Genomic DNA, 25,711 nt, shown 5'->3' with positions numbered 1-25,711 from the left:
CCGCAGAGCGGAATTGCGGTTTACCCGTTTACGAATGCCATGTCTGCCGTCGTCAGCTCTATGTTGCGCAGTTCGCGGTTGACGAGGAAATGCTCGTTTTCCTGAACCGTCTCGGCGAGCTCGACCTTGGCGTCGAAGCGAGCGCGGAAGGCCTCGATAATTTCGTTGACGATCACCTCCGGCGCCGATGCACCGGCGGAAAGTCCAAGTGTGGAGATCTGACCGATCTCATCCCAATCAAGTTCCGAGGCGCGTTGCACGAGGAGCGACTTCTTGGCCCCTGCCCGCAGCGCCACCTCGACCAGTCGCTTGGAATTCGACGAGTTCGGCGCTCCGACGATGATGAAGAGATCGCAGCCGGGAGCAGCCTGCTTGACCACTTCCTGACGGTTGGTGGTCGCGTAACAGATCGAGTCGGCGGCTGGCGCCGTCAGATTGGGAAAGCGCTCCTGCAGGCGCGCGATGACGCCGGCCGTGTCGTCCACCGACAGCGTCGTCTGCGTCACGTAGCCGAGATTATCGGGATCGGCGGGCTGATAGGCGTCGGCGTCCTCGACCGTCTCGATGAGGGAGACAGAGCCCTCCGGCAACTGACCCATCGTGCCGATGACTTCAGGGTGACCGGCATGACCGATGAGCACGACATGACGGCCGAGCCGGTTATGGCGCATGGCCTGCTTGTGGACCTTAGACACCAGCGGGCACGTCGCATCGAGATAGAAGAGGTTGCGGGCGCTCGCATCTTCAGGCACGGATTTCGGGACGCCGTGGGCGGAGAAGACGACCGGCTGGGCACGATGCTCTTCCGGGATCTCGTCGAGCTCCTCGACGAAGACCGCGCCCTTGGCCTCGAGGCCTTCGACCACATAGCGATTGTGGACGATTTCATGGCGGACATAGACCGGCGCCCCGTAGGATTTCAGCGCCAGCACGACGATCTGGATGGCGCGGTCGACGCCGGCGCAAAAGCCGCGCGGTCCGCAGAGCCTGATCGTCAAGGGTGGTTTCGCCGCAATATTCATGTCTGTTCCGGTGTGTGAAGATAGCGCTCTCTAGCCCAATATAGGCAAGAATTGAAGCGATACTATTGCGCCGGCCCCCGCTTGCGGAAACGGGCGACCACAACGATGATCACGAGCGTTGCCGCAAGCCCATACCATGTGAAGGCATATTGCAGATGGTTGTTGGGCAGATCGACATCGGTGACACCGCCGATCGGCAGCCCCTTCGGATTGGGGGTATCGTCCGCGTCCACGAAGAAGGGAACGACTTGAGCCTTGTCGAGACCGACACTGGAGGCCATCACATCGAGGTCCTTCCAGTAGAAGATGTTCTTCGCGACATCATTGTCGGGCACGACCCAGGATGGCTTGCCTGCCAGTTTCGCGCGGGCGAGACCGGTGACCGTCTGCTGATCGGTCAGCTGGCCCTGCATGCGCATTTCCGGTTCCTTGTTCTCATAGGGAACGAAACCTCTGTTGACGAAGAGATAGCGGCCGTCGGCAAGCTGCAGCGGGGTGTAGACATAGAAGCCTGTCTGGCCATGCCAGGTCGCGAAGAAGTGCCGCTCCTTGCTGTTGACGTATTCGCCGATGACCGTGATGTGACGGTAGTCGACGTCCTCGCTTTTCGATGCCATGCCTTCGATATCGGCAAGCGATGCCGGCGGCGCCTGCCGGCGCTCGGCGATGTCGGTGAGCAGCTTTTCTTTCCAATGCAGCCGCTCGACCTGCCAGGTACCGAGCGAGAGAAGAATCCCCAGTGCGATCAGCACCGCCGTTCCGGTGAGGATCGACCGCTTCCGGCGAGACGCCGAAACATGAACTTCAGTCACGAGAGATGCGCCCCTCGCTGGCGTTATGGCGATACTGCATCGCGATCAGGATCCCCTTGCACCAGCGTAGGGCAAACAGGGAGAGAATGACGGTCAGAGGGCCGAACAGCAGAATGTGCAGCCAGATCGGCGGCGCGTAGTTGACCTCAAGCCACAGCACCGAGCCGATGATGATGAAGCCGACAATCAGAATCACGAATACCGCGGGACCGTCGCCGGCATCGGCAAAGGCGTAATCGAGACCACAGGCCGAGCAGCGTGGCTTCAGCGCCAACAAGCCGTTGAAGAGCTTTCCCTGGCCGCAGCGTGGGCAGCATCCCTTAATGCCTGTCTTCACCGGATCGACCGGTGGGAAATGTGCGCTGTCCTCGTTCATGCCATCCTTCCAATTGCCTATGGCCAACCAGGGCCTCTGCCTTAACTCACCCATAAAGTATTCGCAGAGGGAAAGGAAATACCTGCGCTCTTTCGCCTCAGCGATTCGCGCCAAACAGAAGAAGAAAACTGATGACCTACGACAGCTCGGCCGGACAGATCGTCATTCTGAACGGCGCCCCGCGCAGTGGAAAATCGTCGATCGCCAACGCGATCCAGGAGCGCTTCGACGGCCCTTGGATGAACCTCGGCGTCGACACCTACAACGACATGACCCCGGAACGCTATCTGCCTGGGATCGGGCTGCGCCCAGGCGGAGAACGTCCCGACCTCGAGGAGATGGTTCCGTTTCTCTATGCGGCGCTCTATGAGTCGATCGCCATTCACGCCGGGCTCGGCCTCAATGTGGTGGCTGACCTCGGCCATCACGACAGCTACTCTCAGCCGCTCGGCATTCTCGCCGATTGCGCGCGCCGGCTTGAGGGATTGCCGGTGCTTTTCGTCGGTGTCAGATGTCCGATCAAGGTCATCATGAAGCGGCGAAACATCCCTGTACCCGGGGGACATACGCTTTATATGAAGGCGACCGAAAACGACGCGGTCCCCCATCCCGTCCAGCTCTGGCAGGAGCAGGTCCATATCCCCGGTATCTACGATCTTGAGGTGGACACCTCTGTGTTGACGCCGCTCGAATGCGCCGAAGCAATCCGGCAACGCCTCGACCTCGGCATTCCCGAACCCTCCGCATTCCAGCGCATCGCCGCCATGCGATGATCCAGAAAACAAAAAGGGCGGGTGCCGTGGCACCCGCCCTTTTTAATCCATGACCTCGGCTCAGCCCGCAGCCAGTGGCGCGCCCCAGCCGCCCCAGACGTAGATGCAGAAGAATAGGAAGAGCCAGACGACGTCGACGAAGTGCCAATACCAGGCCGCGGCCTCGAAGCCGAAATGCTGTTTCGGCGTGAAGTCGCCGCGGATCGCGCGCAGCAGGCAGACCAAGAGGAAGATCGTACCGATCAGAACGTGGAAACCGTGGAAGCCGGTCGCCATGAAGAAGGTCGCGCCGTAGATCGAATTCTTGAAGGCGAACGGAGCGTGTGCGTATTCGTAGGCCTGCACCGTGGAGAACAGGATGCCAAGCAGAACCGTCAGCGTCAGGCCCTGAATCAGGCCCCTGCGGTCGTTATGCAGCAGCGCATGGTGGGCCCAGGTGACTGTCGTGCCGGACAACAGCAGGATGACCGTGTTGTAGATCGGCAGGTGCCAGGGATCGAGAACTTCAATGCCCTTCGGCGGCCACTGACCACCGGTAAAGGCAAGGCGGGAGGCCTGAATCGCTTCGTTCGGGAAAAGGCTGGCGTCGAAGTAAGCCCAGAACCAGGCGACAAAGAACATCACTTCCGACGCGATGAACATGATCATGCCGTAGCGAAGGTGCAGCGAGACGACGCGCGTATGGGCGCCTTCATCTGCTTCCTTCACGGTGTCCGACCACCAGCCGAACATGACGTAAAGAATGATAGCAAGGCCGATGAAGAACAGCCACGGATGGGCCCACTCGACGCCGAAGAGGTGCAGCGAGCCACCGTTGAGATAGCGCATGAAGCCGACGCCGCCGAACGTGATGACGAACGCGCCGATCGAAGCCAGCAGCGGCCACGGGCTTGGGTCGATGATGTGGTAGTCGTGATGTTTCTGATGAGCATCAGCCATGTAAGCTATCCCCGGATCTCTTCCTCTCCGCTCCGGCATAGCCGGAAACGAACCTCAATCAAAGTTTCTTTTCAAGCTTTACCGTTCCACCCTCATTCGAAGCCACCGGCTTCGGGCCCTCTTTCGGATAGAACGTATAGGACAAGGTAACGGTGTGGATATCCTTCGATTCCACAGCCTTGGTAATATCAGGATCGATATAGAACACGACCGGCATCTCGAGCTTTTCGCCCGGCTTCAGAACGGTCTCATTGAAGCAGAAGCACTGCACCTTGTTGAAATAAACGCCCGCCTCGCCAGGGGTCACGTTGAACACTGCCTGGCCGCGCTGCGGCTCGTTCGACTTGTTCACCGCGGTGAAATTCACCTGAATGGTTTCGCCGATGCGCGGGTTGACCTCGCGCTCGACCGGTTTGAACTCCCAGTCGAGACCCGGCGCAACGTTGGCGTCGAAAGTGACTCGCATCTTGCGGTCGAGGATCACGCTGGAAGCCTGCTCAACGCGCTGCGTCGTGCCGTTATAGCCGGTGAGCTGGCAGAACATCCGGTAGAGGGGAACAGCCGCATAGCTGGCAGCGCCCATGCCGAAGACGAAGGCAAGGCACATGAAAACGACGGCACCGTTGTTACGCGGCTTTCTCGGCGTGCTCTGCATCTCGCTCATCCCATGTGCCCCGACGTAAACTTCACGATCGTAATCGCGTAGAACAGCACGACCAGCCCGGCAAGGACCAGACCGAGAGCGACATTGCGGTTGCGGCGCGACTTGCGTTGCGCTTCCGTAAGCTTGACGACGTCCATCAGAAAATGCCTCCCGCGTGTGAAACGAGCACAGCCGCAAGCCGGTCGAACATCAGGGCGGAGAAGATCGCGAAGAGATACAGGATCGAGAAGCCAAAGAGCTTCTTCGCCGGGATCATCTTCTCATCGCCGTCCGGCATCCGCCAGACGGCGATGGAACAGTAGATAAAGATTGCGCCGAGTGCTGCGGCCACCAGGCCGTAGCCGAGGCTCGCAAAACCGAGCGCCGTCGGCAACACGCCGCACACCGCCGTCAGCACGGCGTAGGCAACGATCTGATGCTTGGTGGTACGCTCGCCCGATACGTTGGGCAGCATCGGGACGCCGACTGCCTCATAGTCTTGCATCTTGAACAGCGCCAGCGCCCAGAAGTGAGCTGGCGTCCACAGGAAGATGATCATGAAGAGCACGAGGCTCTCGATGGTGACGGTCCCGGTCACGCAGGCCCAACCGATCATTGGTGGAAAGGCACCGGCTGCACCGCCGATGACGATGTTCTGCGGCGTCGAGCGCTTCAGCCACATCGTATAGATCACGGCGTAGAAGAAAATGGTGAAGGCAAGAATCGAGGCTGCAAGCCAATTGATGGCGAGCCCTAGGATAATCACCGAAAAACAGGAAAGCACTAGACCGAATGCCAGAGCCTCGCGCGGAGCGATGCGGCCAGCCGGAATAGGACGCTTGGCGGTGCGGGTCATGATCGCATCGATATCGGCGTCGTACCACATGTTGAGTGCGCCGGAAGCGCCCGCGCCGATGGCGATGCAAAGGATGGCAATGAGACCGAGAACCGGGTTGATGTGGCCCGGGGCCAGAACGAGACCGGCAAATGCCGTGAAGACCACGAGCGACATGACGCGCGGCTTCAGGAGCTCGAAATAATCGCGCGCACTCGCTTCCGACAGGCGGAACTCGCCGTCGTGTGCCAGAGCTTTGCGATTGCCGATTACTGTCATTCTCTTGTCCTGCAAACTTGTAAGCCGACCGCCGCACTGTAACACGCGGCGGTCGCAATTTCTCGCATCTTACTTGATGCGCGGGAGCTGTTCCCACTGGTGATACGGCGGCGGCGAAGACAGCTGCCACTCGAGCGTCGTTGCGCCCTCACCCCACGGATTGTCGCCGGCAACGCGCTTCTTGGCGAAGGCTTCAAAGACGCCGATCAGGAAGATCAATACGCCGACGGCCGAGATGTAGGAGCCGATCGAGGAAACATAGTTCCAGCCGGCAAACGCATCCGGGTAGTCGATGTAGCGGCGCGGCATGCCCGCGAGGCCAAGGAAGTGCTGCGGGAAGAACACCAGGTTGACGCCGATGAACATGACCCAGAAGTGCAGCGTGCCGATGAACTCGTTGTACATGTAGCCGGTCATCTTCGGGAACCAGTAGTACCAGGCAGCGAAGATGGCGAAGACAGCGCCCAGCGACAGAACGTAATGGAAGTGGGCCACAACGTAGTAGGTGTCATGCAGCGAACGGTCGAGGCCGGCATTGGCGAGCTGAACACCCGTGACGCCGCCAACGGTGAACAGGAAGATGAAGCCAATCGCCCAGACCATCGGCGTGCGGAAGCTGATCGAGCCGCCCCACATCGTCGCGATCCAGGAGAAGATCTTCACGCCCGTCGGAACGGCGATGACCATCGTTGCGAACACGAAGTAGCGCTGCGCGTCGAGCGACAGGCCGACGGTGTACATGTGGTGAGCCCAGACGACGAAGCCGACCGCACCGATCGCGACCATGGCGTAGGCCATGCCGAGGTAGCCGAAGACGGGCTTGCGCGAGAAGGTCGAGATGATGTGGCTGACGATGCCAAAGCCGGGCAGGATCAGGATGTAGACTTCCGGATGACCGAAGAACCAGAACAGGTGCTGGTAAAGGATCGGGTCGCCGCCGCCCTCAGGCACGAAGAAGGACGTACCGAAGTTGCGGTCGGTCAGCATCATGGTGATGGCGCCGGCGAGAACCGGGAGCGACAGCAGAAGCAGGAAGGCTGTGATCAGCACCGACCAGGCAAAAAGCGGCATCTTGTGCAGCGTCATGCCCGGAGCGCGCATGTTCAGGATCGTGGTGATGAAGTTGATCGCACCGAGGATCGAGGACGCACCGGCGATGTGGAGCGCAAAGATCGCAAGGTCGACAGCAGGCCCCGGCGTACCCGAGCTCGACAGCGGCGGATACATCGTCCAGCCGCCGCCTGCGCCGTAAGCACCGGCAGGACCTTCAACGAACATTGACAGGATGAGCAGCAGGAAAGCCGGAACGATCAGCCAGAACGAGATGTTGTTCAGACGTGGGAAAGCCATGTCAGGCGCACCGATCATGATCGGCACCATCCAGTTGGCAAAGCCGCCGATCATCGCCGGCATGACCATGAAGAAGATCATAATCAGCGCGTGCGCCGTCGTGAACATGTTGAACATCTGCTTGGCGCCGTCGATGGCGGCATCGCCTTCATAGCCGTAGACCATCGATGCCAGGCCGTGGAAGATCTGGATGCCCGGCTCCTGCAGCTCCATGCGCATGGCAACGGAGAGCGCGCCGCCGATGATGCCGGCGATGATCGCGAAGATCAGGTAAAGCGTACCGATGTCCTTGTGGTTCGTCGAAAAGAACCAGCGATTGACGAAGCTCGGCTTGTGCGAGTGATCGTGGTGGTCGTCATGGGCGTGCGCGCCATGAGAGTGATCATGCGAGTGATGATCGTCGTGTGTGGAAGGTCCAGCCATGTCCCGTTCCCTCTTCCCTTACTTAGCCACGTTTTCGGCAACGTTGACGGTCCCTGCGGCCCCATCGGTTGCGGCCATGAGTGTTTTGTACGCGCCCGGCAGGTCGGTAGCCGCACCGGCGAGCCACTGCTTGTACTTGTCCTCGGAAACGACGCGGATGGCGATCGGCATGAACGCATGATCCTTGCCGCAGAGCTCGGAGCACTGGCCGTAGAACAGGCCTTCGCGCTCGGCGCGGAACCAGGTTTCGTTCAGACGACCCGGAACGGCGTCGATCTTGACACCGAAGGACGGCATGGCGAAGGCGTGAATGACGTCGGTCGGCGCAGCGGTCACGAGAACGCGGACGGTCTTGTTGACGGGTAGAACAAGTTCGTTGTCGACAGTCAGCAGGCGCGGATAGATAGCCTTGTCTTCCTTGCCGGCCGCGGCACGGTCTTGATCCTTGAGCAAGAAGGAATCGAAGGCGAGCGGGTTTTCGCCCGAGCCTTCATATTCGTAGTTCCACTGCCACTGGGTGGCGGTCGCCTTGATCGTGACATCCGGATTTTCCGGCAAGGTCAGCTGGGCGGTCAAGAGATTGAACGAAGGCACAGCGAGGAAAAGAAGTACGAGGACCGGTCCCACGGTCCAGGCAACTTCGATCATCGTATTGTGGCTCGTCTTGGACGGCACCGGGTTTGCGCCGGCGCGGAACTTGAGACAGACGACGATAAGAAGGACCAGAACGAAGAGCGTGATCGGAACGATAAACCAGAGGGTATATTGTTCGAACCAATGAATGTCCCGCATGATCGGCGTGGCTGCCGGCTGCAATGTCGCCTGCCACGGCATCGGTTGGTCGGCGTAACTGCCGGAAGCAAAAAGCAGACAGACCAGCGCGGTCAGAGCTGCATAAGCCTTCTTAATCACCTTAAAATCTCCCTCGAGCGCTGATCTGCGCAAAATCACGCACAGAATCCTTGCCATCTCAGCGCTTCAAACCACAGTTTGTCATTGATCGCAACAGCCCAAAGCGTTTGTTCGTGCGGCATTTTCGCTTTCAGCCAGGCTGATCCAACCATAACGAAACATTCCATCTTTTCGTTATAATCGGTGAAATATCGCTTGCGACCGTGCCATCCCGCCAACATTCTCGGATAAACGTCCCATTTCCGCCGTAGTCCCCGGCTTTTCAGCGGGTGGGGCTTTTCATTTTTGGTGGCGCGCCCCAACTTAGCGGCACTGATTCGAATTGCAGAGGTTTTCATGGGTTTCCGTTCCCTCGCACGGCCGTTCGTGCTGACAGCGTGCATTGCGGCCGCAGCGACTGCTCCCGCTTTCGCCCAGCAGCAGCCCGCGCCGGCACAGCCCGCGCCCCAAGCTCCGGCGACGCAGGCAACGCCCGGCCAGACGCAGCCGCAGGCACCCGGCACCGTAAAGTCGAACCACGGCGCATGGTCGGTCGTCTGCGACAAGCCGGCTGGCGCCTCGACTGAGCAGTGCGCGTTGATGCAGAACGTCATCGCCGAGGATCGGCCTGAAGTCGGTCTCTCCGTTGTCGTGCTGAAGACCGCGGACCGCAAGTCGAAGATCCTGCGCGTTCTGGCACCGCTCGGCGTTCTCCTGCCGAACGGCCTTGGCCTCAATGTCGATGGCAAGGATATCGGCCGTGCCTATTTCGTCCGTTGCTTCGCCGATGGCTGCTATGCAGAGGTTGTTCTCGAGGACGAACTGCTGAAGACCTTCCGCAGTGGCGCCAGTGCGACTTTCATCGTCTTCCAGACCCCGGAAGAAGGGATCGGTATCCCTGTCGATCTGAAGGGCTTCGCCGAAGGCTACGACGCCCTCCCCTGACCTTCTCGTTTTTCGGGGCTTGCTCGAACCGTCCACCGGACCTACATCGGCTGAGAGCATTCCTGCTTCAGCGGAGCATAAAGACATGAATACGGATCTCCTCACGCTTTTCGATGCCGACGAAGCGAAGATGCGCTCGCTCGTTGCCGAGGCGCTTTCGGGCGCTGATGACGGGGAGCTCTACATCGAACACGCCCAGGCGGAATCGCTGATGTTCGACAATGGGCGCCTGAAGGGCGGCAGCTTCAACACCGAGCAGGGCTTTGGCTTGCGCGCTGTTGCCGGCGAAGCGGTCGGCTATGCGCATGCAGGCGACCTTTCCGTGGCGGCATTGAAGCGTGCGGCCGATGCGGTTGGCGCCGTCACCCGCGGTTATGCCGGCAGCTACGCCGCGGCTCCCCAGCGGACCAACAAGAAGCTCTATTCCGATGAAAACCCGATCGGCACGCCGACCTTCGAGGAGAAGGTCAAGGTGCTGCAGGACATCGACGCCTATCTCCGCGGCAAGGACGCCAAGGTGCGCCAGGTCACCGCGTCGATCGCCGCCAGCTGGCAGGTCGTCGACATTCTACGCGCCGACGGTCACCGCGTTCGCGATATCCGCCCGATGACCCGTATCAACATCTCGGTCATTGCGGGCGAAGGCGATCGTCAGGAGAGCGGCTCCTACGGCAGCGGCGGCCGCATCGGCTTTGGCGATTTCATCGCCGAGGACAACTGGCAATACGGCGCCGACGAAGCCTTGCGGCAAGCGCTGGTGAATCTGGAGGCGATCGAGGCGCCGGCTGGCACCATGGACGTCGTGCTCGGTTCCGGCTGGCCAGGCGTCATGCTGCATGAAGCGGTCGGCCACGGGCTCGAAGGCGATTTCAACCGAAAGAAGACGTCGGCCTTTGCCGGCCTTCTCGGCCAGATGGTCGCGGCACCCGGCGTGACCGTCGTCGACGACGGCACGATCGACAACCGCCGCGGCTCGATCACTATCGATGACGAGGGCACACCGTCCGGCTACAACGTGCTGATCGAAAACGGCAAACTCGTCGGCTACATGCAGGACCGGCAGAATGCCCGCCTGATGGGTATGGCCCCGACCGGCAACGGACGTCGACAGGGCTACGCACACGTTCCGATGCCCCGCATGACCAACACCTACATGCTGGGCGGCGACAAGACGCCGGAGGAAATCATCTCCTCCGTCAAGAAGGGCATCTATGCCGTCTCGTTCGGCGGCGGTCAGGTGGATATCACTTCAGGTAAGTTCGTATTCGGCTGCACAGAGGCCTACCTGATCGACAACGGCAAGATCGGCGCCCCAATCAAGGGCGCGATGCTGATCGGCAACGGGCCCGAGGCCATGAAGCGCGTTTCGATGGTCGGTAATGACATGAAGCTCGACACCGGTATCGGTAATTGCGGCAAGGCCGGTCAATGGGTTCCTGTCGGGGTCGGGCAGCCGCACCTCAGGATGGATCAGATCACCGTGGGCGGCACGAAGGCTTAGTCGAGAACGAGAAGCGGCGATGAGCGAAATTGAAATCAGACCTTTCGTTGCTTCCGATGTCGATGGTGTTTTCTCGGTGATCCTGCCGATCCAGCGCGAAGAATTCGGGATAGAGATCACAGCCGACGATCAGCCGGACCTCTCCTCCATCTCTGACTTCTATCAGTCCGGGAAGGGTCAGTTCTGGGTCGCCGTGCGCAACAGTCAGATTGTCGGCACGATCGGGCTGAAGGACATCGGCAACGATCAGACGGCACTGCGCAAGATGTTTGTCGCGGCCGACGTACGCGGCCACGAACACGGCGTCGCGGCAAGGCTTCTGGCGGAACTGCTGGCACATGCGGAGACCGAGGGAATCAAGGACATCTTCCTTGGAACCACGGACAAATTCCTTGCAGCACATCGATTCTACGAAAAGAACGGATTCGGCGAAGTTTCGAGAGGCGAGCTGCCGCGGTCGTTTCCGCTGATGGCTGTGGACAGCAAATTCTATCGACGCAGCATCATTGCGGCCTAACGTCTAGGCCTGCTCCGGCTGGAAGAGCCATTTGCGCTTGATCGCCGCCGAGAGATCCGGATCGTTCCTGTGGGCAAAAAGAACGACGTGGCCCAGCACGTCCGCCGCCTCGTCAGCGAGATCGTGCGCCAGTTCCTCATCCGATCGGCCCTTCCGGCGTCCTCTGCCGCTGACGCGGTTCCAAGCCTGCGTAAACTCGCCGATTTCCTCCTGAAGCTTCAGCAGAAACCAGTCGTCGTCGCGCTCGATGCCGTTGGCATCGGCATAGTTCCGTGAAGCACGCTCGAACTTTTCAGCGAGATCATTCAGCATGACGTTCTCCTTTTGTTTACAAAGGAGAACCCTCATTCTGTCGGAAAGTCGAGATGGATCAGCCGTGATCGGGCAGCAGCATGCAGTCGTAGGAACGCTGCTTCAGGGCGTCACAGGCAGATGCAGCCGCATCTCGGCTCTGGAAGCCGATGAAGCGAGCGCGATAGACCTTGTTCGCGCCATTGCCGACAGCCTCGGTATAGGGCGACGCGGCTTTCAGGGCCGCACCACCCTCGGCCTTGGCCTGGGCAAGAAGGGCGCGGGCGGCATCGTCGCTCGATGCCGCCGAGATCTGAATCTGCCAGTCACCGGAAGCCGCCGGCGCGCCAGCAGACTTAGCGACGGGCTTGCCGACACTTGCAATGCCGGCAAGAGCGGACGGACGCTCCATCGGTACTGTCGTTTCGCTCAGATAGCCCAGCGCCTTTGGCGACAGCTCATTGGTGCGGGGCGCGGTTTCCGGGACCGGCATGTCGCTATCATCCGCTGCGGAAGCGACTTCCACCGACTGGCGAGCGTTCGTGCTTGCGACGAGCCGCGCGCCGCCGGACGAGGACGCACGGCCGAGATACTTGTCGAGCAAACCGGCCATCTTGTCGTCGCGGCTGCGGGCGGTGCGGCCGCCGAGCACGACACCAACGACGCGGCGGTCGCCATCCTTCACGGCGCTGACCAGATTGAAGCCCGAGGCATTCGTATAGCCGGTCTTGATGCCGTCCATGCCCTGGTAGCGGTACATCAGATTGTTGTGGCCGCGGATCGTGCGCCCACGGAAAGTGAAGCTTGCGGTCGAGAACAGTCGGTATTCGCTCGGGTAATTCCGCATGAGCGCCACGGCGAGCGTGGACATGTCACGTGCGGTGGTAACCTGCCGGCCATCCGGGAGACCTGAAGCGTTATAGAAAGTCGTGCGGCTCATGCCGAGCTGCCGTGCCTTCTGCGTCATCATGCTGGCAAAGTTGCTTTCCGACCCACCAAGCTTCTCGGCCATGGCGGCGGCGGCATCGTTGGCCGACTTGGTGATCATGCCGAGGACAGCGTCGCGAACCGTGATGGAATCACCGGCGCGAACGCCGAGTTTCGTCGGCGGACGCGAAGCGGCGTATTTCGACATGACGAGCGGCGTGTTCCAGCTGATCTTGCCGCGGTTGATCGCCTCGAAGGCCATGTAGATGGTCATCATCTTTGTCAGCGAGGCTGGATGGTTCAGCACGTCGGCATTCTCGGCGCTGAGTACCTTTCCGGTTCGGGCATCCAGGATCAGGGAGGCGCTGCCTGCCATCGCCGTCAACGGCGCCGCAACGACTAGCGTCGCGGTCATAATCGCGGCCAACAGCTTCTTCATGCAATTCCCCTCGATGAACGAATAGCCGGCGCCATTCGGATTTGTCCCGTTCCGCTACAGAAGCCGCCAATGTGGCGCGACTTTGCGGCGACTGGTATGATTTTTGACAAGTTTTATCCTTCATAGTGAAAATCGCGTAAAGAGGACACTCAAAAATCCTCATTCAGCAAGACTTAACCTCGGGCTTGCTAGTTTCGCCGCTCCGGAAACCAGCGGGCGAATGAGATGACGGCGAGCATCAAAAGGCTTGCGAAGCGGATTGCGATTGCAGGCGGTCTTGAGACTGCCAATCTCCTGCGCACAGCTGGCCTGATGCGCGGTGCTCGCGGACTTGGTGCCATCTTCACGCTCCACCATGTCCGTCCTCACGAAGAGGCCGCGTTCGAGCCAAATGCGCATCTGGAAATCACACCGGAATTTCTCGATCTCGTTCTCGATCGCTTGAAGAGCGACGGGTATCGCTTCGTGGCGCTTGAAGAGATCCCGGCATTGCTTTCGCAAACCGGGTCCAATCAACCCTTCGCCGCCTTCACGCTCGATGACGGCTACCGCAACAATCTCGTCTACGCCCTGCCCATCTTCGAAAAGCACGAGGCGCCTTTCACCGTCTTCGTCACCAAGGGTTTCGCCGAACGCACGCATACGATCTGGTGGGAGACGCTTGCAGCGCTTCTATGCAAGGAGGAGAAGATCGGCTTCGATTTCGGCAGCGGCCACGAGCTGCTCGACGTCGCGACGACCGATGCAAAGGAGAGCGTTTTCGCGCGCATCGCCAACCATCTTCATCGACATGACGAACGCGCCGCCGTCGCAGCCATCGACCTGATTGCGCGAAAACACGAAATTGACCCGGACGAAATCGTCGACGATCTCGTCATGACACCAGCGGAACTCAATCTCCTTGAGGCCAGCCCGCTGGCCTCGCTTGGTGCGCATACAATCAGCCATAGGGCTATGTCGCGTCTCTCCGACCGGGAGGTTCGCGACGAGATGCAGGCGTCCCGCGATTATGTTGCTGCGATCACCGGCGACCTGCCAGGCTCCTTCGCTTACCCCTATGGCACACGCGAGGCGGTAATGCGCAGACAGGCAGAGATCGCGCGCGAAGTCGGTTTCGATATCGCGGTGACCACACAGCCCGGCGTCGTCACCCAGCGCTCGCTCGGCAGCATCACCTATCTGCCGAGGCTCTCGATCAACGGTCTCTATCAAAACGTACGGTACGTGTCCGGTCTCGCTTCCGGCATTCCGTTCCGATTCACACCAAACAGACCTTGAGCGCGCCTGCTCATGCCCGATCAGGGATACATGCGGACCTTCGTCCAGTCGCCTTCCGGCGACGACCGACGAAACTCGACGCGATCGTGCAGGCGGAACTTCTGGTCCTTCCAGAATTCGATCGACACCGGACGGATCCGGAAGCCCGACCAATGCGCCGGACGCGGGATCTCCCCGATTGCGTAGCGCGCCGTGTATTCGGCCACAGCTTTCTCCAGCGCGAAACGGCTCTCCAGCGGCCGCGACTGCTTCGATGCCCAGGCGCCGATTCGGCTGCCGCGGGCTCGTGTCTTGAAGTAAGCGTCGGCTTCTTCGTCCGTCACGATTTCCACGGGCCCGCGCAGGCGAACCTGCCGCCGCAGCGTTTTCCAGTGGAAACACATGGCGGCTTTCTTCTGCCCGAGGATCTCCTGGCCTTTCTGGCTCTCGAAATTCGTGTAGAAGACAAAGCCCTCGCGATCGAATCCCTTAAGGAGAACCATGCGGACATTGGGAAGGCCGTCCTCGTCGACCGTCGCAAGTGCTACCGCATTCGGGTCATTGATCTCGGAAGCCTCCGCCTCCTTCAGCCAATCGGCAAAAAGATCGAACGGTTCGTTTCGCTCGGTGAAGTCACCGCTTATTAACTCATTTGCCGACATATTAGCTCAAATGCCCCGGGTTTATTCAAAGTTTGCCCAGCTTTTAGCTACCGGACAGGACGCAGGGTGGAAGTCATAGCAAAGTCAGATCGTGATACAAAGGGTCTGCTGCGTCGCAGCGCGGCCTTCTGCATCGTCGGTATGGCGGTGCTCTCTCTCTCCGGCTGCGTCTCCAGCGGTCTGGATCTCTTCAGCAGCTCCAAGGTCGATCGGTCGGTCGCGACAGGCACCGTGCCGCAGCCCGCGCCGACGAGCGACTCGATCTCCGACGAAATGACCGTCGGCAACGCCGTGACCTCAGCCGACATCCAGCGGCTGGAGGGTCGCCCCCTACCCTGGGCCAACGCTTCGACCGGCAGCGCCGGCGTCATCGATACGATCGTCGAGAATACGGATTCCGGCCAGGTTTGCCGCCAGTTCCGCACGACGCGCCACTCTTATGTCGGCATTGCAAAATTCTACGGCAAGACCTGTCTCGTCGGCGGTGGCAATTGGCAACTCATGAGTTTCCAGCCGGAAAGCTGAATACCACACGGGGCACGCTTAACGCGCGCTCCGTTCTCCTCTGATGTTTAGCAAAAGGCTAACCATTCGGCACAAAAGCGAGACGTCTCCCACGTCGAATAAGAACTGATTAGCAACTTCTCCCCACAATCCGCCCTCAAGTGCGCTCGGTTTCTTCCTTAAGATGAACTCGGGCGCCAAGTGAGAGGCTTCGGGGTGCTAAGGCAGAGGACAGGCACACCGCATCGGAACACCGGCGGTTTGGGACATGCGCGATCCTTATAAGATTTTGGGCGTCAAGCGGGACGCGGGGCAAGACGAAATCAAGGCAGCTTGGCGCAACATGGCCAAGGCGGTTCACCCTGATCACAATCAGGGCGACCCGACGGCCAGCGCCCGCTTTGCGGAAATCGGCCGCGCCTATGAAACGTTGAAGGATCCGAAGAAACGGAGCCTCTTCGATAATGCCGCCCGCATGGCCGAAGCCAAGGCCAACGAAGGTACGATCATGCAGCAGCGCCAGGCGGCTCGCGAAGCCGCCGCGCGTGCCAGAGCAGCGCAGGCCAATGCAGAGCGCGTGATGGAAGAGCTTGCCCGCGCCGCCGCGCAAAAGGCTGCCGCCGATGCCGCCAAGCAGCAGAAGACCGGCGCGGCCGAGCCGCCGGAAGAAATGATCGAACGCATATTCGGAACGCAGGCGCGCACTGCGGCCGGCGGCGGACGCGCCCAGGGCTTTGCCGCCGGCGCTCCGAAGCGGCCGGAAGCGGAGGCTGCGACCGCGGACAAACAGCCGGATGCCGGCAAAGCCGAGGCTGAACAGCAGCAGGCCGCCGAGGAGGCCGCCGCTCAGGCTTCTGCGGTCATGCAACCACTTAGCTTGCTGACTTCGCTCGTTCGCCGCTTTACCGGCGGCAGCGCTGCCGTGCCTGAAAAAGCGCCGGATCAATTCGTGACAAAGACCGTCACCGTCGACGAGGTCATCAAGGGCAGATGGGTCACAGTCGACCTCGGTGAAGGTCGCGACATCGGATTCGCGCTGGCGACAGGCACGACGGAAGGCCATCAGGTGCGGCTCAAGGGCCAGGGACACAAGCTCACCGGCATGCAACGCGGCGACGCCGTCATCAACATCCACATTGCTCCCGATGAACGGTTTACGGTCAACGGTTTCGATCTGCATACGGTTTTGCCGGTGACGATCGAAAATGCCGTCCTGGGAAGCGAGGCACTCATCGATGGCCCCAATGGTTCGGTCACCGTCACGGTTCCCGCCTGGTCTGGCTCCGACAAGACAATCCGGATTCCGGGTCAGGGGCTGGCAAACGTCGAGGGCGGCAAGGGCGATCTCGTCGTCGAGCTGCGCATTATGTTGTGGGAAAAACCCGACGACAAAGTCACCGATCTGATGCGAAGCATGAAGAACGGGCTGTTTCTGTGAAATTTTGGTGACACGCGCACCCTTTGTTACGATCCCTAACAGTTGATGATTGCTGCCAATCTTGAACCGATTAGCAGCCTATGCCATAGGCAGGACCGATCAGAATTCCTTAGGGGGCGAAATATGGCTCAGGCAACAGGCCTCATGTCAGGCAAGCGCGGCGTCATCATGGGCGTTGCCAACAATCGTTCGATTGCGTGGGGTATTGCCAAGGCTATTCATGCACACGGCGGCGAGATCGCATTTACCTACCAGGGCGATGCGCTGAAGAAGCGCGTAGAGCCGCTGGTTGCAGAGGTAAACGGCGTTCTTGCCGGACATTGCGACGTCAGCGACGAGTCGACCATCGATGCGGTCTTCGACCACGTCGAAAAGCTGTGGGGCAAGATCGACTTCATCGTTCATGCGATCGGCTTTTCGGACAAGGACGAACTGACGGGCCGCTATGTCGACACGTCGGCTGACAACTTCGCCAAGACGATGCAGATCTCCGTCTATTCCTTCACCTCGGTTGCGCGTCGCGCCGAGAAGCTGATGACGGACGGCGGCTCGATGCTGACGCTTACGTATTATGGCGCCGAAAAGGTCATGCCGAACTACAACGTCATGGGCGTTGCCAAGGCTGCACTCGAAGCCAGCGTCAAATACCTGGCAGTCGACCTCGGGCCGAAGAACATTCGTGTCAACGCCGTCTCCGCCGGCCCGATCAAGACGCTTGCAGCTTCCGGCATCGGCGACTTCCGCTACATCCTGAAGTGGAACGAATACAATGCGCCGCTGCGTCGAACGGTGACGATCGAAGAGGTCGGCGATGTCGGCCTGTACCTGCTCTCGGACCTCTCGCGTTCGGTTACGGGCGAAGTCCACCATGCTGATAGCGGTTACCACGTCATCGGCATGAAGGCCGTAGACGCGCCCGACATTTCAGTCATAAAGGACTGATCGCACTCTTTGCTGCGTCGCGCTCGCGACCCCTTTCCTCGCGACAGCGATTAAGGGGTTGCGTGCCCTAAACGGAGCCGATCATTGCTTATCTACGTCGTCAGACACGGCCAGACCGACTGGAACGCAGAACGTCGCCTACAAGGCCAGAAGGACATCCCGCTTAATGCCATCGGCAGAGCGCAGGCATGGCAGAACGGTATCGACCTCGCCGAGATCCTCAAAGTCGAGGCAATCCCCTTCGAATTCGTCGCAAGCCCGCTGGCGCGCACCCGGGCCACCATGGAGATCATGCGCGAAGCGATAGGTCTCCCATCAAAAGACTACCGAACGGACGAGCGCTTGGTCGAGGTTTCCTTCGGCGATTGGGAAGGCTTCACGATCAAGGAACTGAAGGCCACAGCCCGCGACCGCGTCACCGAACGCAATCTCAACAAATGGGATTTCATTCCGCCGGGAGACGACGCTGAAAGCTATGAAATCATGTCCTGGCGCGTGGCATCCTGGCTGAACTCTGTCGACAAACCAACGGTTTGCGTCACGCATGGCGGCGTCATCCGCGCCCTTTTCAGAACAATTGCCTCCTGGCCCAAGGAAGAGGCGGCCGAGGGCGAAATTCCGCAGGATCGCATCCTGAAGATCGATCGGGACAACGGACTGATCGGCTGGATCTAGTTCCGTTTGACGTGGCGGACGCCCGTCACCAGCGCATTTTCAGGCCGATCTCACCGCCGATCGATTGGCCGAGATCGTCAAATTCGATCTGATAGTCCACATTGGCATAGAGCGTGACATTTTCGCGGAGACTTGTGTCGAGACCAGCATTCAGTATCACAGAGGGACCGGAAAAATCGGATTTGAACGGTTGTGACTCCCCGTCCGCCGAGAATGCGATCGTCGGTGTCTCTAGAAACTGATAGGCAAAACTTGCGCGCAGCCACGCGGTCAATGGCAGAGGATTTACCTCCTCCGGCTTGAGATCCCAGGTCCTGACGAGGCGCCCGCCCGCCCGACCGAGCAAGCTGTCTACGTCAGAGAAACTGACGGTCGCAGCAGAGTCGCTCGCATCATCGATGGAAATGTGCTGATAGCTGACCTGAGCTTGCGGCTCGATGATCCATCCGTCCTCAAGATGAAGTGGATAGCCCACCTCGATAGAGGCGCCAAAGCCGAGACCATTTGGCGAAATCGAATACGGTCGATCAGAATCGGCGTTGATATCATACGATGTACCCTGCAGTAGGCCATCCAGATACCAGCCGTCCTTGCCGTAATGCGTCCAATAGCCGCCGAGCGTGTAGGCATTCAACCTGTTGGAACCAACCGATGCCCCGAACAGACTACTGTCGCCGTGGCCCGTGCCGATGACAGCATAAAGGCCCGCCGTCTCACTCGCACCATTTGCACCTTCAGCACTGTAGAGATCGATGCCGCCCTGAAAGGCGAACAGATTGTAATCCAGCTGCTTACCACGATTGACGGCGCAACGCTGATAGCCGTGCCTGCCGATTGTGCGGCCCCAGACATACGGTGGACCAGAGGCGTTCAACGTGCCGCTACCTGCCGTCTTGTCGTCGCCCCTGCGTTGGTGGAGCGTGTCAAGAAGCATGGAACCGTATCTCAGAGCGAGTTGCGGGCTGCTGGTATACAGTCCGACTTCGGGTCGAAACGCCCCCTCGTGACCGATTGTCTCGCCACTACCGCCACCGCCATTGTCACTACCGCCACCACCACCATTGCCGCCATTGCCGCCACCGTCGCCGTCACTGTCACCGCCGCCGTCCTCCTGTTCACAGGGGGCCTCGCTTCCTCCCTCCGTACGCAGATACCAATTGTCGAGGCCGCTGCCGTCCTTGCTTGAGCGGAAAAGGTTGTATTCGAAAGCCCCCTTGGCGACAGGGCCGTCAAGGACGAACGCCCCGCCAGCGGTGGTGCCGCCGTTAATTGCCTCCACGACCAATATACCGTTCGCGGTTGTCGCTTTGCCGCCACCGCCGGCGTCCACGATGTGGAGCTTGGTGCTGCCCGAAGCGTTTCCGCCGTCGATCACGAGCTTGTCCGATGCTGCTCCGTCGCCTTTCAGTTCGGTATTAAGAGACAGGCTGCTGCCGACACCGCCAATGTAGTCGCCCTGGATGACAAAGACGTCCTTTGCGGAATTGTCGGTTCCGACCAAGCTGATGGTTCCGAAGTTGGTAACTGTGACCCCCGTGCCGTCAAACGACAAAACCGCCGCGTTTCGACCGCCAGCAAATACTGTGCTGCCCACACCGATGACGAGCTCGCCGGTCCCAGTGCCCGCATCGCCGAGCGTCAGAATGCCATCGACTTGATTGTGGGGCGCCATGGTGAGCGTTGCGTTCTCCAGAACAATCCGTTCCCAGTTCACGAATCGGTTGGCGTCCAGCGCTGCCACGCCCTGCAGCGTCAATGTGTCGTTACCAAGCTGACCGTTGACGGTAGAACTTGCAGTGGCCACCTGCGGGCTCTGCAATACAAGGACGTCATCTCCATTCGTGCAGATGACATTAATGCCGCTGACGGTGCAATCCGCTCTGGCTATCTCCGGAAACCACCAAATGGACCCCGCGAGGAACGTCAATGCAGTTGTGTTTGCTCGCATCCGGAACAAACGCTCGAAGGTATAGCCTCTTGCCCCGCAGCCAAGATCGCTGCGATCGCCAGTATCGTGATATGTTTTGCGTTCTTTATGATCGCGAGTCGTCGATCGCCTTGGGCCCATCTGTCGTCGTGATGGCCACTGCCTGCGGATAGCCTCGGTCCTCAACAAGACACGTAGCGCCTCCCCGTCACCGGTTCCCCAACAACAATATTCCGGGCAGGCCGAGATTTGTCAACCAATGGTTAAGAGAGAGACGATTTTCGCTGCTTTACTATCTTTCAGGTTGTTTGCGCGGGAATTCGTGGCGAAGCGCTGGCGAAAAGCAGAGCAAGCGGAAATCGCGGCTACGGCGAGTGCGGCGCGATGATTCTCAGTTTCGCTTATTGGACGATATCGAGATCGTTGATGACACGTTTGCCATCCACCTCGGTGTAGAAGACGATAACCTTCACGCCCGCCTTCAGTCCCTCGAAATTGAATTCTTCCGGTGCCTGATAGGTCTTTCCGTCATCCAGCGTGAGGCTGAGGTTGGTCATATCGACCTTTTTGATCGTCGCCTCGACGTCCGCGCTCTCCGCAAATCCGCTGATCGGCGACAAGAAACTGGCTGTGGCCAAAAGCGTAGCGACTACGAAGCGCATGACAGCATTCCCTCGAAAACACGACTCGATAATCCAACTGCGCACAGATAACCTCCCGAATATGGCGAAATTTGCCCTGAAGAATGACCTGCCGCGCCAAATTGGTGAAGAGTATTTTAACAATAACGGCATCGGTTCGTTAATTGCATTTCCAGTACGTTTCCACGTTCGGCAAAGGGTCTTGGCGGGCAATCGTAAATTAACTGCTTCTATCTACAGTCGTCCCGAACATGGGAGACTGGGTTTTGCTATTCCGCCTTAAAGACAGCAACACATTGCGGCGCGTCTTCAGGAATACCCGTCTCGCCCTCCTGGTTTCCGGCCTCGTTGCTATTGTTGTGGTCATCGTCGGCTTCGGGCTGGACCGTGCCAATACTGCCGCTCATCGGCGTGAAGTGACGATACGGACAGAAAACGAAGTAAGTTTGATCCGGGCGCGGATGACTGCGCAGATCAACATGGACATCACCGTCGTACGTGACCTGGCCAACATGGTGGCGGTCAGTTCGAGCGTGAATGCCGAGGAGATGGAGCGGCAGATCAACTGGCTGCTCATTCAGAACCCCCACTTCCTGAATATTGCCGTCGCACCGGATTTCATCGTCGGCGCCGTCTATCCGCCACAGGCCGGGAAAGGACGAATCGGGAAAGACGTCCGCGACAGCCTTGCCGCGCGTCAGTCGGTGATGCGCACGACCGGCGACCAGCAGGCGCGCTTCTATGGACCGATCGCCGCCGGCGATGGCGCGGAGGCCTTTGCGATCTTCTTTCCTGTTTTCATTAAAGAGAATGGGCAGCGCCGGGTCTGGGGTGCAGTCGACGTGACGATCGATGCGGACATGTTCTATCAGAACACCGGCTTGCAGCCGGCGCGCAATAGCGAGAATCAGGAGAAGTATCCGCACCTCGATCACCTCTCGATCGCAGTGCGCGACCTTTCCATGGCAGACTCGGCCACGCCCTTTTTCGGCGCTCAGGATCTACGCGAAAAGCAACCGATAACGCGAAAGGTCGCTTTTGCCGGCGGGCGCTGGCAGATTGCGGCGGCCCCGAAGACGGGCTGGAACGCCGTTCCCGAGAACCAGTCAACGCTTCGCCTGATCATCGCGGCCGCCGCCTGTATTACGATCATCCCGGTCTTCTTTGCGACCTTGCTGCTCGGCGAGCGCAATCGCAATATTGCCCAGCTCAAGGTGCGCGAGGCGACGCTGCTGAAGCTGTCGCAGCGCCTCAATCTGGCATTGGAATCGTCGAATATCGGCATATGGGAGCTGCACGAGCACGGCCACACCCTGTTCTGGGACGCCCGGGCCGCAGCACTCCACGGCAAACCCGCGGAAGACGGCAGTCATTCGCTGGAAGACTGGCTTGCTGCGATCGTTGCCGAAGACCGGCACATCGCGGAAGTCCACTTTTTCAACTACAACGTCGCCGGCTCCGCCTATGAAACACAATACCGGGTCACAGCCGAGGGCGGCACTGTCCGGCACCTGCGCTCCATCGGCTCCTTCTACACGGACGCGGCAGGCGACGAAAAGACCATCGGCATCGTCTGGGACGTCACCGCTGACGCTGAAGCGGCCGAAATCCTGCGCAAGGCAAAGGATGTCAGCGACATCAAAAATGCCGAGCTGGAGATGGCGCTGGACAAACTGTCACGACGCGAGGCCGAGCTTTCCGAGCTCTCCGGCAAGCTCGATCTGGCGCTCGACTCCTATCAATGCGGGATCTGGGAAGCGACGCTCGGCGACGAGGGCTCCATTTGGGACGAGCGAATGCACGAGCTTTACGGGCTGACGCCAAGAGCCGGTTTCATGACCGAACCGGTCTGGCTTTCCTGCATTCTGCCTGAAGATCGCGACTTGGCCCTCGAAAGCGCCCGCCATTTCAAGCAGGTCGGTGATACTCATACCCTGATCTGTCGCGTTCCGACCGAGGGCGGCTCGATCCGCTACGTTCGCTCGACGGGTAAGGTTCACCAGACCCCGAGCGGTCACCAGAAGATCATCGGCGTTGCATTCGATGTTACCGAGGATGCGCTGATGACAGCGCAGCTCAAGGCTGCCAAGGACGAGGCGATCGCCAAGAATATCGAGCTCGAGCTTGCCAAGAACCGCATCGAGCACAATTCGCTGCACGACCCGCTGACAGCGCTCGCCAACCGCCGTAAACTTGATATCGCACTTGAGAGGCTGACGCTCGACGGCCGGAGCGAGCGGCAGAGATTCGCAATCCTCCACATCGACCTCGACAGGTTCAAGGAGATCAACGACACGCTCGGCCATGCCGCCGGCGATGCGATGCTGATCCATGCCTCGCGCGTGCTGTCGAGGAACCTGCGCGGAGATGACCTCGTCGCGCGCATCGGTGGCGATGAGTTCGTGATCCTGGCACACAACGCCAGCGATGCGGATATGTCTGCCCTTGCCGGCCGGATCATCGAGCAGATGCGCCAGCCGATCGACTTCGAGGGATTCGCCTGCCGTTGCGGCGTCTCCATCGGGATCGCGCTTGCGAATGGCGTCCACGTCGATGCTCGCAAGGTGCTGATCAATGCCGACATCGCCCTTTACCGCGCCAAGAGTCAGGGGCGGAACCGCTACGAATTCTTCAATCACAATCTCCAGGCCGACATCATCAACAACAAGCGCCTGGCCGACGAGATTCTTGCCGGCATCGAGAACGGCGAGTTCACCGCCTGGTATCAGCCGCAGTTCTCAGCACGCACGATGCAACTCACCGGCGTCGAAGCCCTGGTTCGCTGGCAGCATCCTTCCCGGGGACTGCTGACGCCGGACAAATTCCTGAAGATCGCCGACGAGATCAACGTCGTCCAAACGCTTGACCGTATCGTTCTCGACACCGCGCTGAAGGACAAGATGCGCTGGACGGCAAGGGGCATTTCCGTTCCGAAGATCTCGGTCAACGTTTCGGCGCGACGGCTGCATGACGAAACCCTCGCAGAGTCACTGCGCGGCCTGCAGATCCGCCCCGGTGAGCTGTCCTTCGAGCTGGTCGAGTCGATCTTTCTCGACGAGAGCGAGGATGTGGCCGCTCATAACCTCGATCAGATCAAGGCGCTTGGGATCGACATCGAGATTGATGATTTCGGGACCGGTCATACCTCGATCGTCAGCCTCCTCAAGCTCAAGCCGAAGCGGCTCAAGATCGACCGACAGCTGGTTCAACCGGTGATGAATTCGCCGCAGGAGCGCGCGCTGGTCAGCTCGATCATCGACATCGCCCGCTCGCTCGGTGTCGAAACGGTGGCGGAAGGCGTCGAAACGGCGGCGCATACCGCCCTCCTCAACGAGCTCGGCTGTGACCTGTTGCAGGGCTACGCATTCTCCCGCCCGCTTTCTTTCGAGGACTTCGCGCAAATGGCGGCCGGAAGTTCCTGGCGTATCGCCTCCTGACACCATCGTTTACAATCAGCGGAAACACCATTTCCTTTCGTTGACGGTTTCGAGCAAAGAAAGGCTTTTGCCGCTGCGTTTTTTTGGCCTATGAGTGTCGCGCATTTTCAGATGAAGGACGCCGCCGGTGACGACCGGTTGGCGCGATCCGGTCGGGACACATGTCGCATAACACATTCGGTCATCTCTTCCGTGTAACCACCTGGGGCGAAAGCCACGGGCCGGCGCTTGGCTGCGTCGTCGACGGCTGCCCACCCGGTCTGCGCTTCAAGCTCGAGGACATTCAGATCTGGCTCGATAAGCGAAAGCCCGGCCAGTCGCGCTTTGTGACGCAGCGTCGCGAGGCTGATCTGGTCAAGGTGCTGTCCGGCGTCATGCTGGACGCCGACGGCGAGACGATGATCACGACTGGCACGCCGATCTCGATGATCATCGAGAACACCGATCAGCGCTCCAAGGATTACGGCGAGATCGCACGACAGTACCGGCCTGGCCATGCCGACTACACCTACGATGTAAAGTACGGCATTCGCGACTATCGCGGGGGCGGCCGCTCGTCGGCCCGCGAAACAGCGGCGCGCGTAGCAGCAGGCGGCATTGCCCGTCTTGTTGTGCCCCAGGTCAAGGTGCGCGGCGCGCTGGTGCAGATCGGCAAACACAAGATCAACCGCCAAAACTGGGATTGGGATCAGGTCGATCAGAATCCGTTCTTCGCGCCGGATGCCGCGATCGTTCCCGTGTGGGAAGAATATCTCGATGGCATCCGCAAGAATGGCTCTTCGATCGGCGCTATCGTCGAGGTAGTGGCCGAAGGCGTGCCGGTAGGTCTCGGCGCCCCGATCTATGGCAAGCTCGACCAAGACATCGCCTCGCTGCTGATGTCGATCAACGCCGTCAAGGGCGTCGAAATCGGCAACGGCTTCGAAGCCGCTGAGATCACCGGCGAGGAAAACGCCGACGAGATGCGCATGGGCAATGATGGCAAGGCATTGTTTCTGTCGAACAAGGCCGGCGGCATCCTCGGCGGCATCTCGACCGGTCAGCCTGTTATCGCGCGTTTTGCCATCAAGCCGACGTCGTCGATCCTGACCGAGCGCCGGTCGATCGATAGCGATGGGAACAATGTCGATATTCGCACTAAGGGGCGGCACGATCCGTGCGTCGGCATTCGCGCCGTGCCGATCGGCGAAGCGATGGTCGCCTGCGCCGTCGCCGACCATTACCTCCGTGACCGCGGCCAGACCGGCCGACTGAAATAGGAACAC

Annotated in this window: 26 protein-coding genes; 11 read left to right on the top strand and 15 right to left on the bottom strand. The window is 59.9% G+C overall.

The genetic code is table 11. The features are described from left to right. Positions 1–20: 20 nt before the first annotated feature. From ispH to NBG89_RS02710, 3 genes are all read right to left on the bottom strand, one after another. A complete protein-coding gene (gene ispH / locus NBG89_RS02720) occupies positions 21–1,022 on the bottom strand; it encodes a 4-hydroxy-3-methylbut-2-enyl diphosphate reductase (RefSeq protein WP_431321607.1) in 1,002 nt (333 codons plus the stop codon). Positions 1,023–1,084: 62 nt separating this feature from the next. Beyond that, complete coding sequence (locus NBG89_RS02715) at positions 1,085–1,834, bottom strand: SURF1 family protein (RefSeq protein ID WP_431321606.1); 750 nt, start codon at positions 1,832–1,834, stop codon at positions 1,085–1,087. Further along, on the bottom strand, positions 1,827–2,210 hold the full coding sequence (locus tag NBG89_RS02710; RefSeq protein ID WP_431321605.1) for a DUF983 domain-containing protein: 384 nt from the start codon (positions 2,208–2,210) through the stop codon (positions 1,827–1,829). The genes NBG89_RS02715 and NBG89_RS02710 overlap by 8 nt, the downstream gene beginning before the upstream one ends. A gap of 131 nt (positions 2,211–2,341) precedes the next feature. Between NBG89_RS02710 and NBG89_RS02705 the strand changes: the two genes are divergently transcribed. After that, positions 2,342–2,983: a chloramphenicol phosphotransferase CPT family protein gene (locus tag NBG89_RS02705; RefSeq protein WP_431321604.1), complete on the top strand. Its 642-nt coding sequence runs from the start codon at positions 2,342–2,344 to the stop codon at positions 2,981–2,983. 60 nt (positions 2,984–3,043) lie between these two features. Here the strand turns inward: NBG89_RS02705 and NBG89_RS02700 are convergent, their stop codons facing one another. From NBG89_RS02700 to NBG89_RS02670, 7 genes are all read right to left on the bottom strand, one after another. Then, on the bottom strand, positions 3,044–3,922 hold the full coding sequence (locus tag NBG89_RS02700; protein ID WP_088694528.1) for a cytochrome c oxidase subunit 3: 879 nt from the start codon (positions 3,920–3,922) through the stop codon (positions 3,044–3,046). A 58-nt stretch (positions 3,923–3,980) separates the two neighbouring features. After that, the gene (locus NBG89_RS02695; protein ID WP_088694529.1) at positions 3,981–4,586 is read right to left on the bottom strand and encodes a cytochrome c oxidase assembly protein; all 606 of its coding nucleotides are present in this window, start codon (positions 4,584–4,586) and stop codon (positions 3,981–3,983) included. After that, the gene (locus tag NBG89_RS02690; RefSeq protein WP_028747883.1) at positions 4,583–4,723 is read right to left on the bottom strand and encodes a hypothetical protein; all 141 of its coding nucleotides are present in this window, start codon (positions 4,721–4,723) and stop codon (positions 4,583–4,585) included. Before NBG89_RS02690 ends, NBG89_RS02695 begins: the two co-directional genes overlap by 4 nt. Beyond that, the gene (locus NBG89_RS02685) at positions 4,723–5,679 is read right to left on the bottom strand and encodes a heme o synthase (protein ID WP_431321603.1); all 957 of its coding nucleotides are present in this window, start codon (positions 5,677–5,679) and stop codon (positions 4,723–4,725) included. The genes NBG89_RS02690 and NBG89_RS02685 overlap by 1 nt, the downstream gene beginning before the upstream one ends. Positions 5,680–5,748: 69 nt before the next feature. Continuing rightward, positions 5,749–7,452: a cytochrome c oxidase subunit I gene (gene ctaD, locus NBG89_RS02680; protein WP_431321602.1), complete on the bottom strand. Its 1,704-nt coding sequence runs from the start codon at positions 7,450–7,452 to the stop codon at positions 5,749–5,751. Positions 7,453–7,470: 18 nt separating this feature from the next. After that, on the bottom strand, positions 7,471–8,364 hold the full coding sequence (coxB, locus tag NBG89_RS02675; protein WP_431321601.1) for a cytochrome c oxidase subunit II: 894 nt from the start codon (positions 8,362–8,364) through the stop codon (positions 7,471–7,473). Between the two features lie 35 nt (positions 8,365–8,399). After that, on the bottom strand, positions 8,400–8,702 hold the full coding sequence (locus NBG89_RS02670) for a hypothetical protein (RefSeq protein WP_431321600.1): 303 nt from the start codon (positions 8,700–8,702) through the stop codon (positions 8,400–8,402). Between NBG89_RS02670 and NBG89_RS02665 the strand changes: the two genes are divergently transcribed. From NBG89_RS02665 to NBG89_RS02655, 3 genes are all read left to right on the top strand, one after another. Then, positions 8,701–9,288: an invasion associated locus B family protein gene (locus NBG89_RS02665; RefSeq protein WP_007793136.1), complete on the top strand. Its 588-nt coding sequence runs from the start codon at positions 8,701–8,703 to the stop codon at positions 9,286–9,288. The genes NBG89_RS02670 and NBG89_RS02665 overlap by 2 nt on opposite strands. A gap of 85 nt (positions 9,289–9,373) precedes the next feature. Beyond that, on the top strand, positions 9,374–10,789 hold the full coding sequence (tldD, locus tag NBG89_RS02660; RefSeq protein ID WP_431321599.1) for a metalloprotease TldD: 1,416 nt from the start codon (positions 9,374–9,376) through the stop codon (positions 10,787–10,789). Between the two features lie 19 nt (positions 10,790–10,808). Next, on the top strand, positions 10,809–11,306 hold the full coding sequence (locus NBG89_RS02655; protein ID WP_431321598.1) for a GNAT family N-acetyltransferase: 498 nt from the start codon (positions 10,809–10,811) through the stop codon (positions 11,304–11,306). 3 nt (positions 11,307–11,309) lie between these two features. Here the strand turns inward: NBG89_RS02655 and NBG89_RS02650 are convergent, their stop codons facing one another. Together NBG89_RS02650 and NBG89_RS02645 are read right to left on the bottom strand one after the other, a co-directional pair. After that, positions 11,310–11,618 carry a pyrophosphatase gene (locus tag NBG89_RS02650; RefSeq protein ID WP_431321597.1) on the bottom strand — a complete coding sequence of 103 codons (309 nt, stop codon included), beginning with the start codon at positions 11,616–11,618 and terminating at the stop codon, positions 11,310–11,312. Positions 11,619–11,676: 58 nt separating this feature from the next. After that, positions 11,677–12,963 carry a serine hydrolase gene (locus tag NBG89_RS02645; RefSeq protein ID WP_431321596.1) on the bottom strand — a complete coding sequence of 429 codons (1,287 nt, stop codon included), beginning with the start codon at positions 12,961–12,963 and terminating at the stop codon, positions 11,677–11,679. A 225-nt stretch (positions 12,964–13,188) separates the two neighbouring features. Here NBG89_RS02645 and NBG89_RS02640 point away from each other — a divergent pair, with 225 nt between their 5' ends. Further along, on the top strand, positions 13,189–14,241 hold the full coding sequence (locus NBG89_RS02640) for a polysaccharide deacetylase family protein (RefSeq protein WP_431321595.1): 1,053 nt from the start codon (positions 13,189–13,191) through the stop codon (positions 14,239–14,241). A gap of 20 nt (positions 14,242–14,261) precedes the next feature. Here the strand turns inward: NBG89_RS02640 and pdxH are convergent, their stop codons facing one another. Next, entirely contained in the window at positions 14,262–14,882 is a 621-nt protein-coding gene (gene pdxH / locus NBG89_RS02635; protein WP_431321594.1) for a pyridoxamine 5'-phosphate oxidase, read from the bottom strand. Positions 14,883–14,948: 66 nt separating this feature from the next. On the opposite strand from pdxH, the gene NBG89_RS02630 reads away from it, so the two are divergent. The 4 genes from NBG89_RS02630 to NBG89_RS02615 all read left to right on the top strand — a co-directional run bounded on the left by NBG89_RS02630 (position 14,949) and on the right by NBG89_RS02615 (position 18,441). Then, a complete protein-coding gene (locus tag NBG89_RS02630) occupies positions 14,949–15,407 on the top strand; it encodes an RT0821/Lpp0805 family surface protein (protein ID WP_431321593.1) in 459 nt (152 codons plus the stop codon). 247 nt (positions 15,408–15,654) lie between these two features. After that, positions 15,655–16,824 carry a DnaJ C-terminal domain-containing protein gene (locus tag NBG89_RS02625; RefSeq protein ID WP_431321592.1) on the top strand — a complete coding sequence of 390 codons (1,170 nt, stop codon included), beginning with the start codon at positions 15,655–15,657 and terminating at the stop codon, positions 16,822–16,824. A 123-nt stretch (positions 16,825–16,947) separates the two neighbouring features. Further along, positions 16,948–17,766: an enoyl-ACP reductase FabI gene (fabI, locus tag NBG89_RS02620; RefSeq protein WP_431321591.1), complete on the top strand. Its 819-nt coding sequence runs from the start codon at positions 16,948–16,950 to the stop codon at positions 17,764–17,766. Positions 17,767–17,850: 84 nt separating this feature from the next. Then, the gene (locus NBG89_RS02615; protein WP_431321590.1) at positions 17,851–18,441 is read left to right on the top strand and encodes a histidine phosphatase family protein; all 591 of its coding nucleotides are present in this window, start codon (positions 17,851–17,853) and stop codon (positions 18,439–18,441) included. 25 nt (positions 18,442–18,466) lie between these two features. On the opposite strand, the gene NBG89_RS02610 is transcribed toward NBG89_RS02615, so the two are convergent. Continuing rightward, on the bottom strand, positions 18,467–20,245 hold the full coding sequence (locus tag NBG89_RS02610; protein ID WP_431321589.1) for an autotransporter outer membrane beta-barrel domain-containing protein: 1,779 nt from the start codon (positions 20,243–20,245) through the stop codon (positions 18,467–18,469). Positions 20,246–20,769: 524 nt separating this feature from the next. Then, positions 20,770–21,030, bottom strand: a complete 261-nt coding sequence (locus NBG89_RS02605) for a DUF1344 domain-containing protein (RefSeq protein ID WP_024314249.1) — start codon at positions 21,028–21,030, stop codon at positions 20,770–20,772. Positions 21,031–21,275: 245 nt separating this feature from the next. Between NBG89_RS02605 and NBG89_RS02600 the strand changes: the two genes are divergently transcribed. Together NBG89_RS02600 and aroC are read left to right on the top strand one after the other, a co-directional pair. Next, positions 21,276–24,446, top strand: a complete 3,171-nt coding sequence (locus NBG89_RS02600; RefSeq protein ID WP_431321588.1) for a bifunctional diguanylate cyclase/phosphodiesterase — start codon at positions 21,276–21,278, stop codon at positions 24,444–24,446. A 161-nt stretch (positions 24,447–24,607) separates the two neighbouring features. After that, complete coding sequence (gene aroC / locus NBG89_RS02595; protein WP_431321587.1) at positions 24,608–25,705, top strand: chorismate synthase; 1,098 nt, start codon at positions 24,608–24,610, stop codon at positions 25,703–25,705. Positions 25,706–25,711: the final 6 nt, after the last annotated feature.

Origin of the sequence: Rhizobium sp. YTU87027 (assembly GCF_050644135.1) — a bacterium.
GTDB lineage: Bacteria > Pseudomonadota > Alphaproteobacteria > Rhizobiales > Rhizobiaceae > Rhizobium.
The sequence above is the reverse complement of the archived record's forward strand: the minus strand, read 5'-3'. Positions and strand labels throughout refer to the sequence as shown.

Excerpts from the sequence above, each read along its gene's own strand:
- ispH (WP_431321607.1), bottom strand. The coding sequence starts at position 1,022 with ATGAATATTGCGGCGAAACCACCCTTGACGATCAGGCTCTGCGGACCG.
- NBG89_RS02710 (WP_431321605.1), bottom strand. The coding sequence starts at position 2,210 with ATGAACGAGGACAGCGCACATTTCCCACCGGTCGATCCGGTGAAGACA.
- NBG89_RS02705 (WP_431321604.1), top strand. The coding sequence starts at position 2,342 with ATGACCTACGACAGCTCGGCCGGACAGATCGTCATTCTGAACGGCGCC.
- NBG89_RS02700 (WP_088694528.1), bottom strand. The coding sequence starts at position 3,922 with ATGGCTGATGCTCATCAGAAACATCACGACTACCACATCATCGACCCA.
- NBG89_RS02695 (WP_088694529.1), bottom strand. The coding sequence starts at position 4,586 with ATGAGCGAGATGCAGAGCACGCCGAGAAAGCCGCGTAACAACGGTGCC.
- NBG89_RS02690 (WP_028747883.1), bottom strand. The coding sequence starts at position 4,723 with ATGGACGTCGTCAAGCTTACGGAAGCGCAACGCAAGTCGCGCCGCAAC.
- NBG89_RS02685 (WP_431321603.1), bottom strand. The coding sequence starts at position 5,679 with ATGACAGTAATCGGCAATCGCAAAGCTCTGGCACACGACGGCGAGTTC.
- ctaD (WP_431321602.1), bottom strand. The coding sequence starts at position 7,452 with ATGGCTGGACCTTCCACACACGACGATCATCACTCGCATGATCACTCT.
- NBG89_RS02665 (WP_007793136.1), top strand. The coding sequence starts at position 8,701 with ATGGGTTTCCGTTCCCTCGCACGGCCGTTCGTGCTGACAGCGTGCATT.
- NBG89_RS02670 (WP_431321600.1), bottom strand. The coding sequence starts at position 8,702 with ATGAAAACCTCTGCAATTCGAATCAGTGCCGCTAAGTTGGGGCGCGCC.
- tldD (WP_431321599.1), top strand. The coding sequence starts at position 9,374 with ATGAATACGGATCTCCTCACGCTTTTCGATGCCGACGAAGCGAAGATG.
- NBG89_RS02655 (WP_431321598.1), top strand. The coding sequence starts at position 10,809 with ATGAGCGAAATTGAAATCAGACCTTTCGTTGCTTCCGATGTCGATGGT.
- NBG89_RS02650 (WP_431321597.1), bottom strand. The coding sequence starts at position 11,618 with ATGCTGAATGATCTCGCTGAAAAGTTCGAGCGTGCTTCACGGAACTAT.
- NBG89_RS02645 (WP_431321596.1), bottom strand. The coding sequence starts at position 12,963 with ATGAAGAAGCTGTTGGCCGCGATTATGACCGCGACGCTAGTCGTTGCG.
- NBG89_RS02640 (WP_431321595.1), top strand. The coding sequence starts at position 13,189 with ATGACGGCGAGCATCAAAAGGCTTGCGAAGCGGATTGCGATTGCAGGC.
- pdxH (WP_431321594.1), bottom strand. The coding sequence starts at position 14,882 with ATGTCGGCAAATGAGTTAATAAGCGGTGACTTCACCGAGCGAAACGAA.
- NBG89_RS02625 (WP_431321592.1), top strand. The coding sequence starts at position 15,655 with ATGCGCGATCCTTATAAGATTTTGGGCGTCAAGCGGGACGCGGGGCAA.
- fabI (WP_431321591.1), top strand. The coding sequence starts at position 16,948 with ATGGCTCAGGCAACAGGCCTCATGTCAGGCAAGCGCGGCGTCATCATG.
- NBG89_RS02605 (WP_024314249.1), bottom strand. The coding sequence starts at position 21,030 with ATGCGCTTCGTAGTCGCTACGCTTTTGGCCACAGCCAGTTTCTTGTCG.
- aroC (WP_431321587.1), top strand. The coding sequence starts at position 24,608 with ATGTCGCATAACACATTCGGTCATCTCTTCCGTGTAACCACCTGGGGC.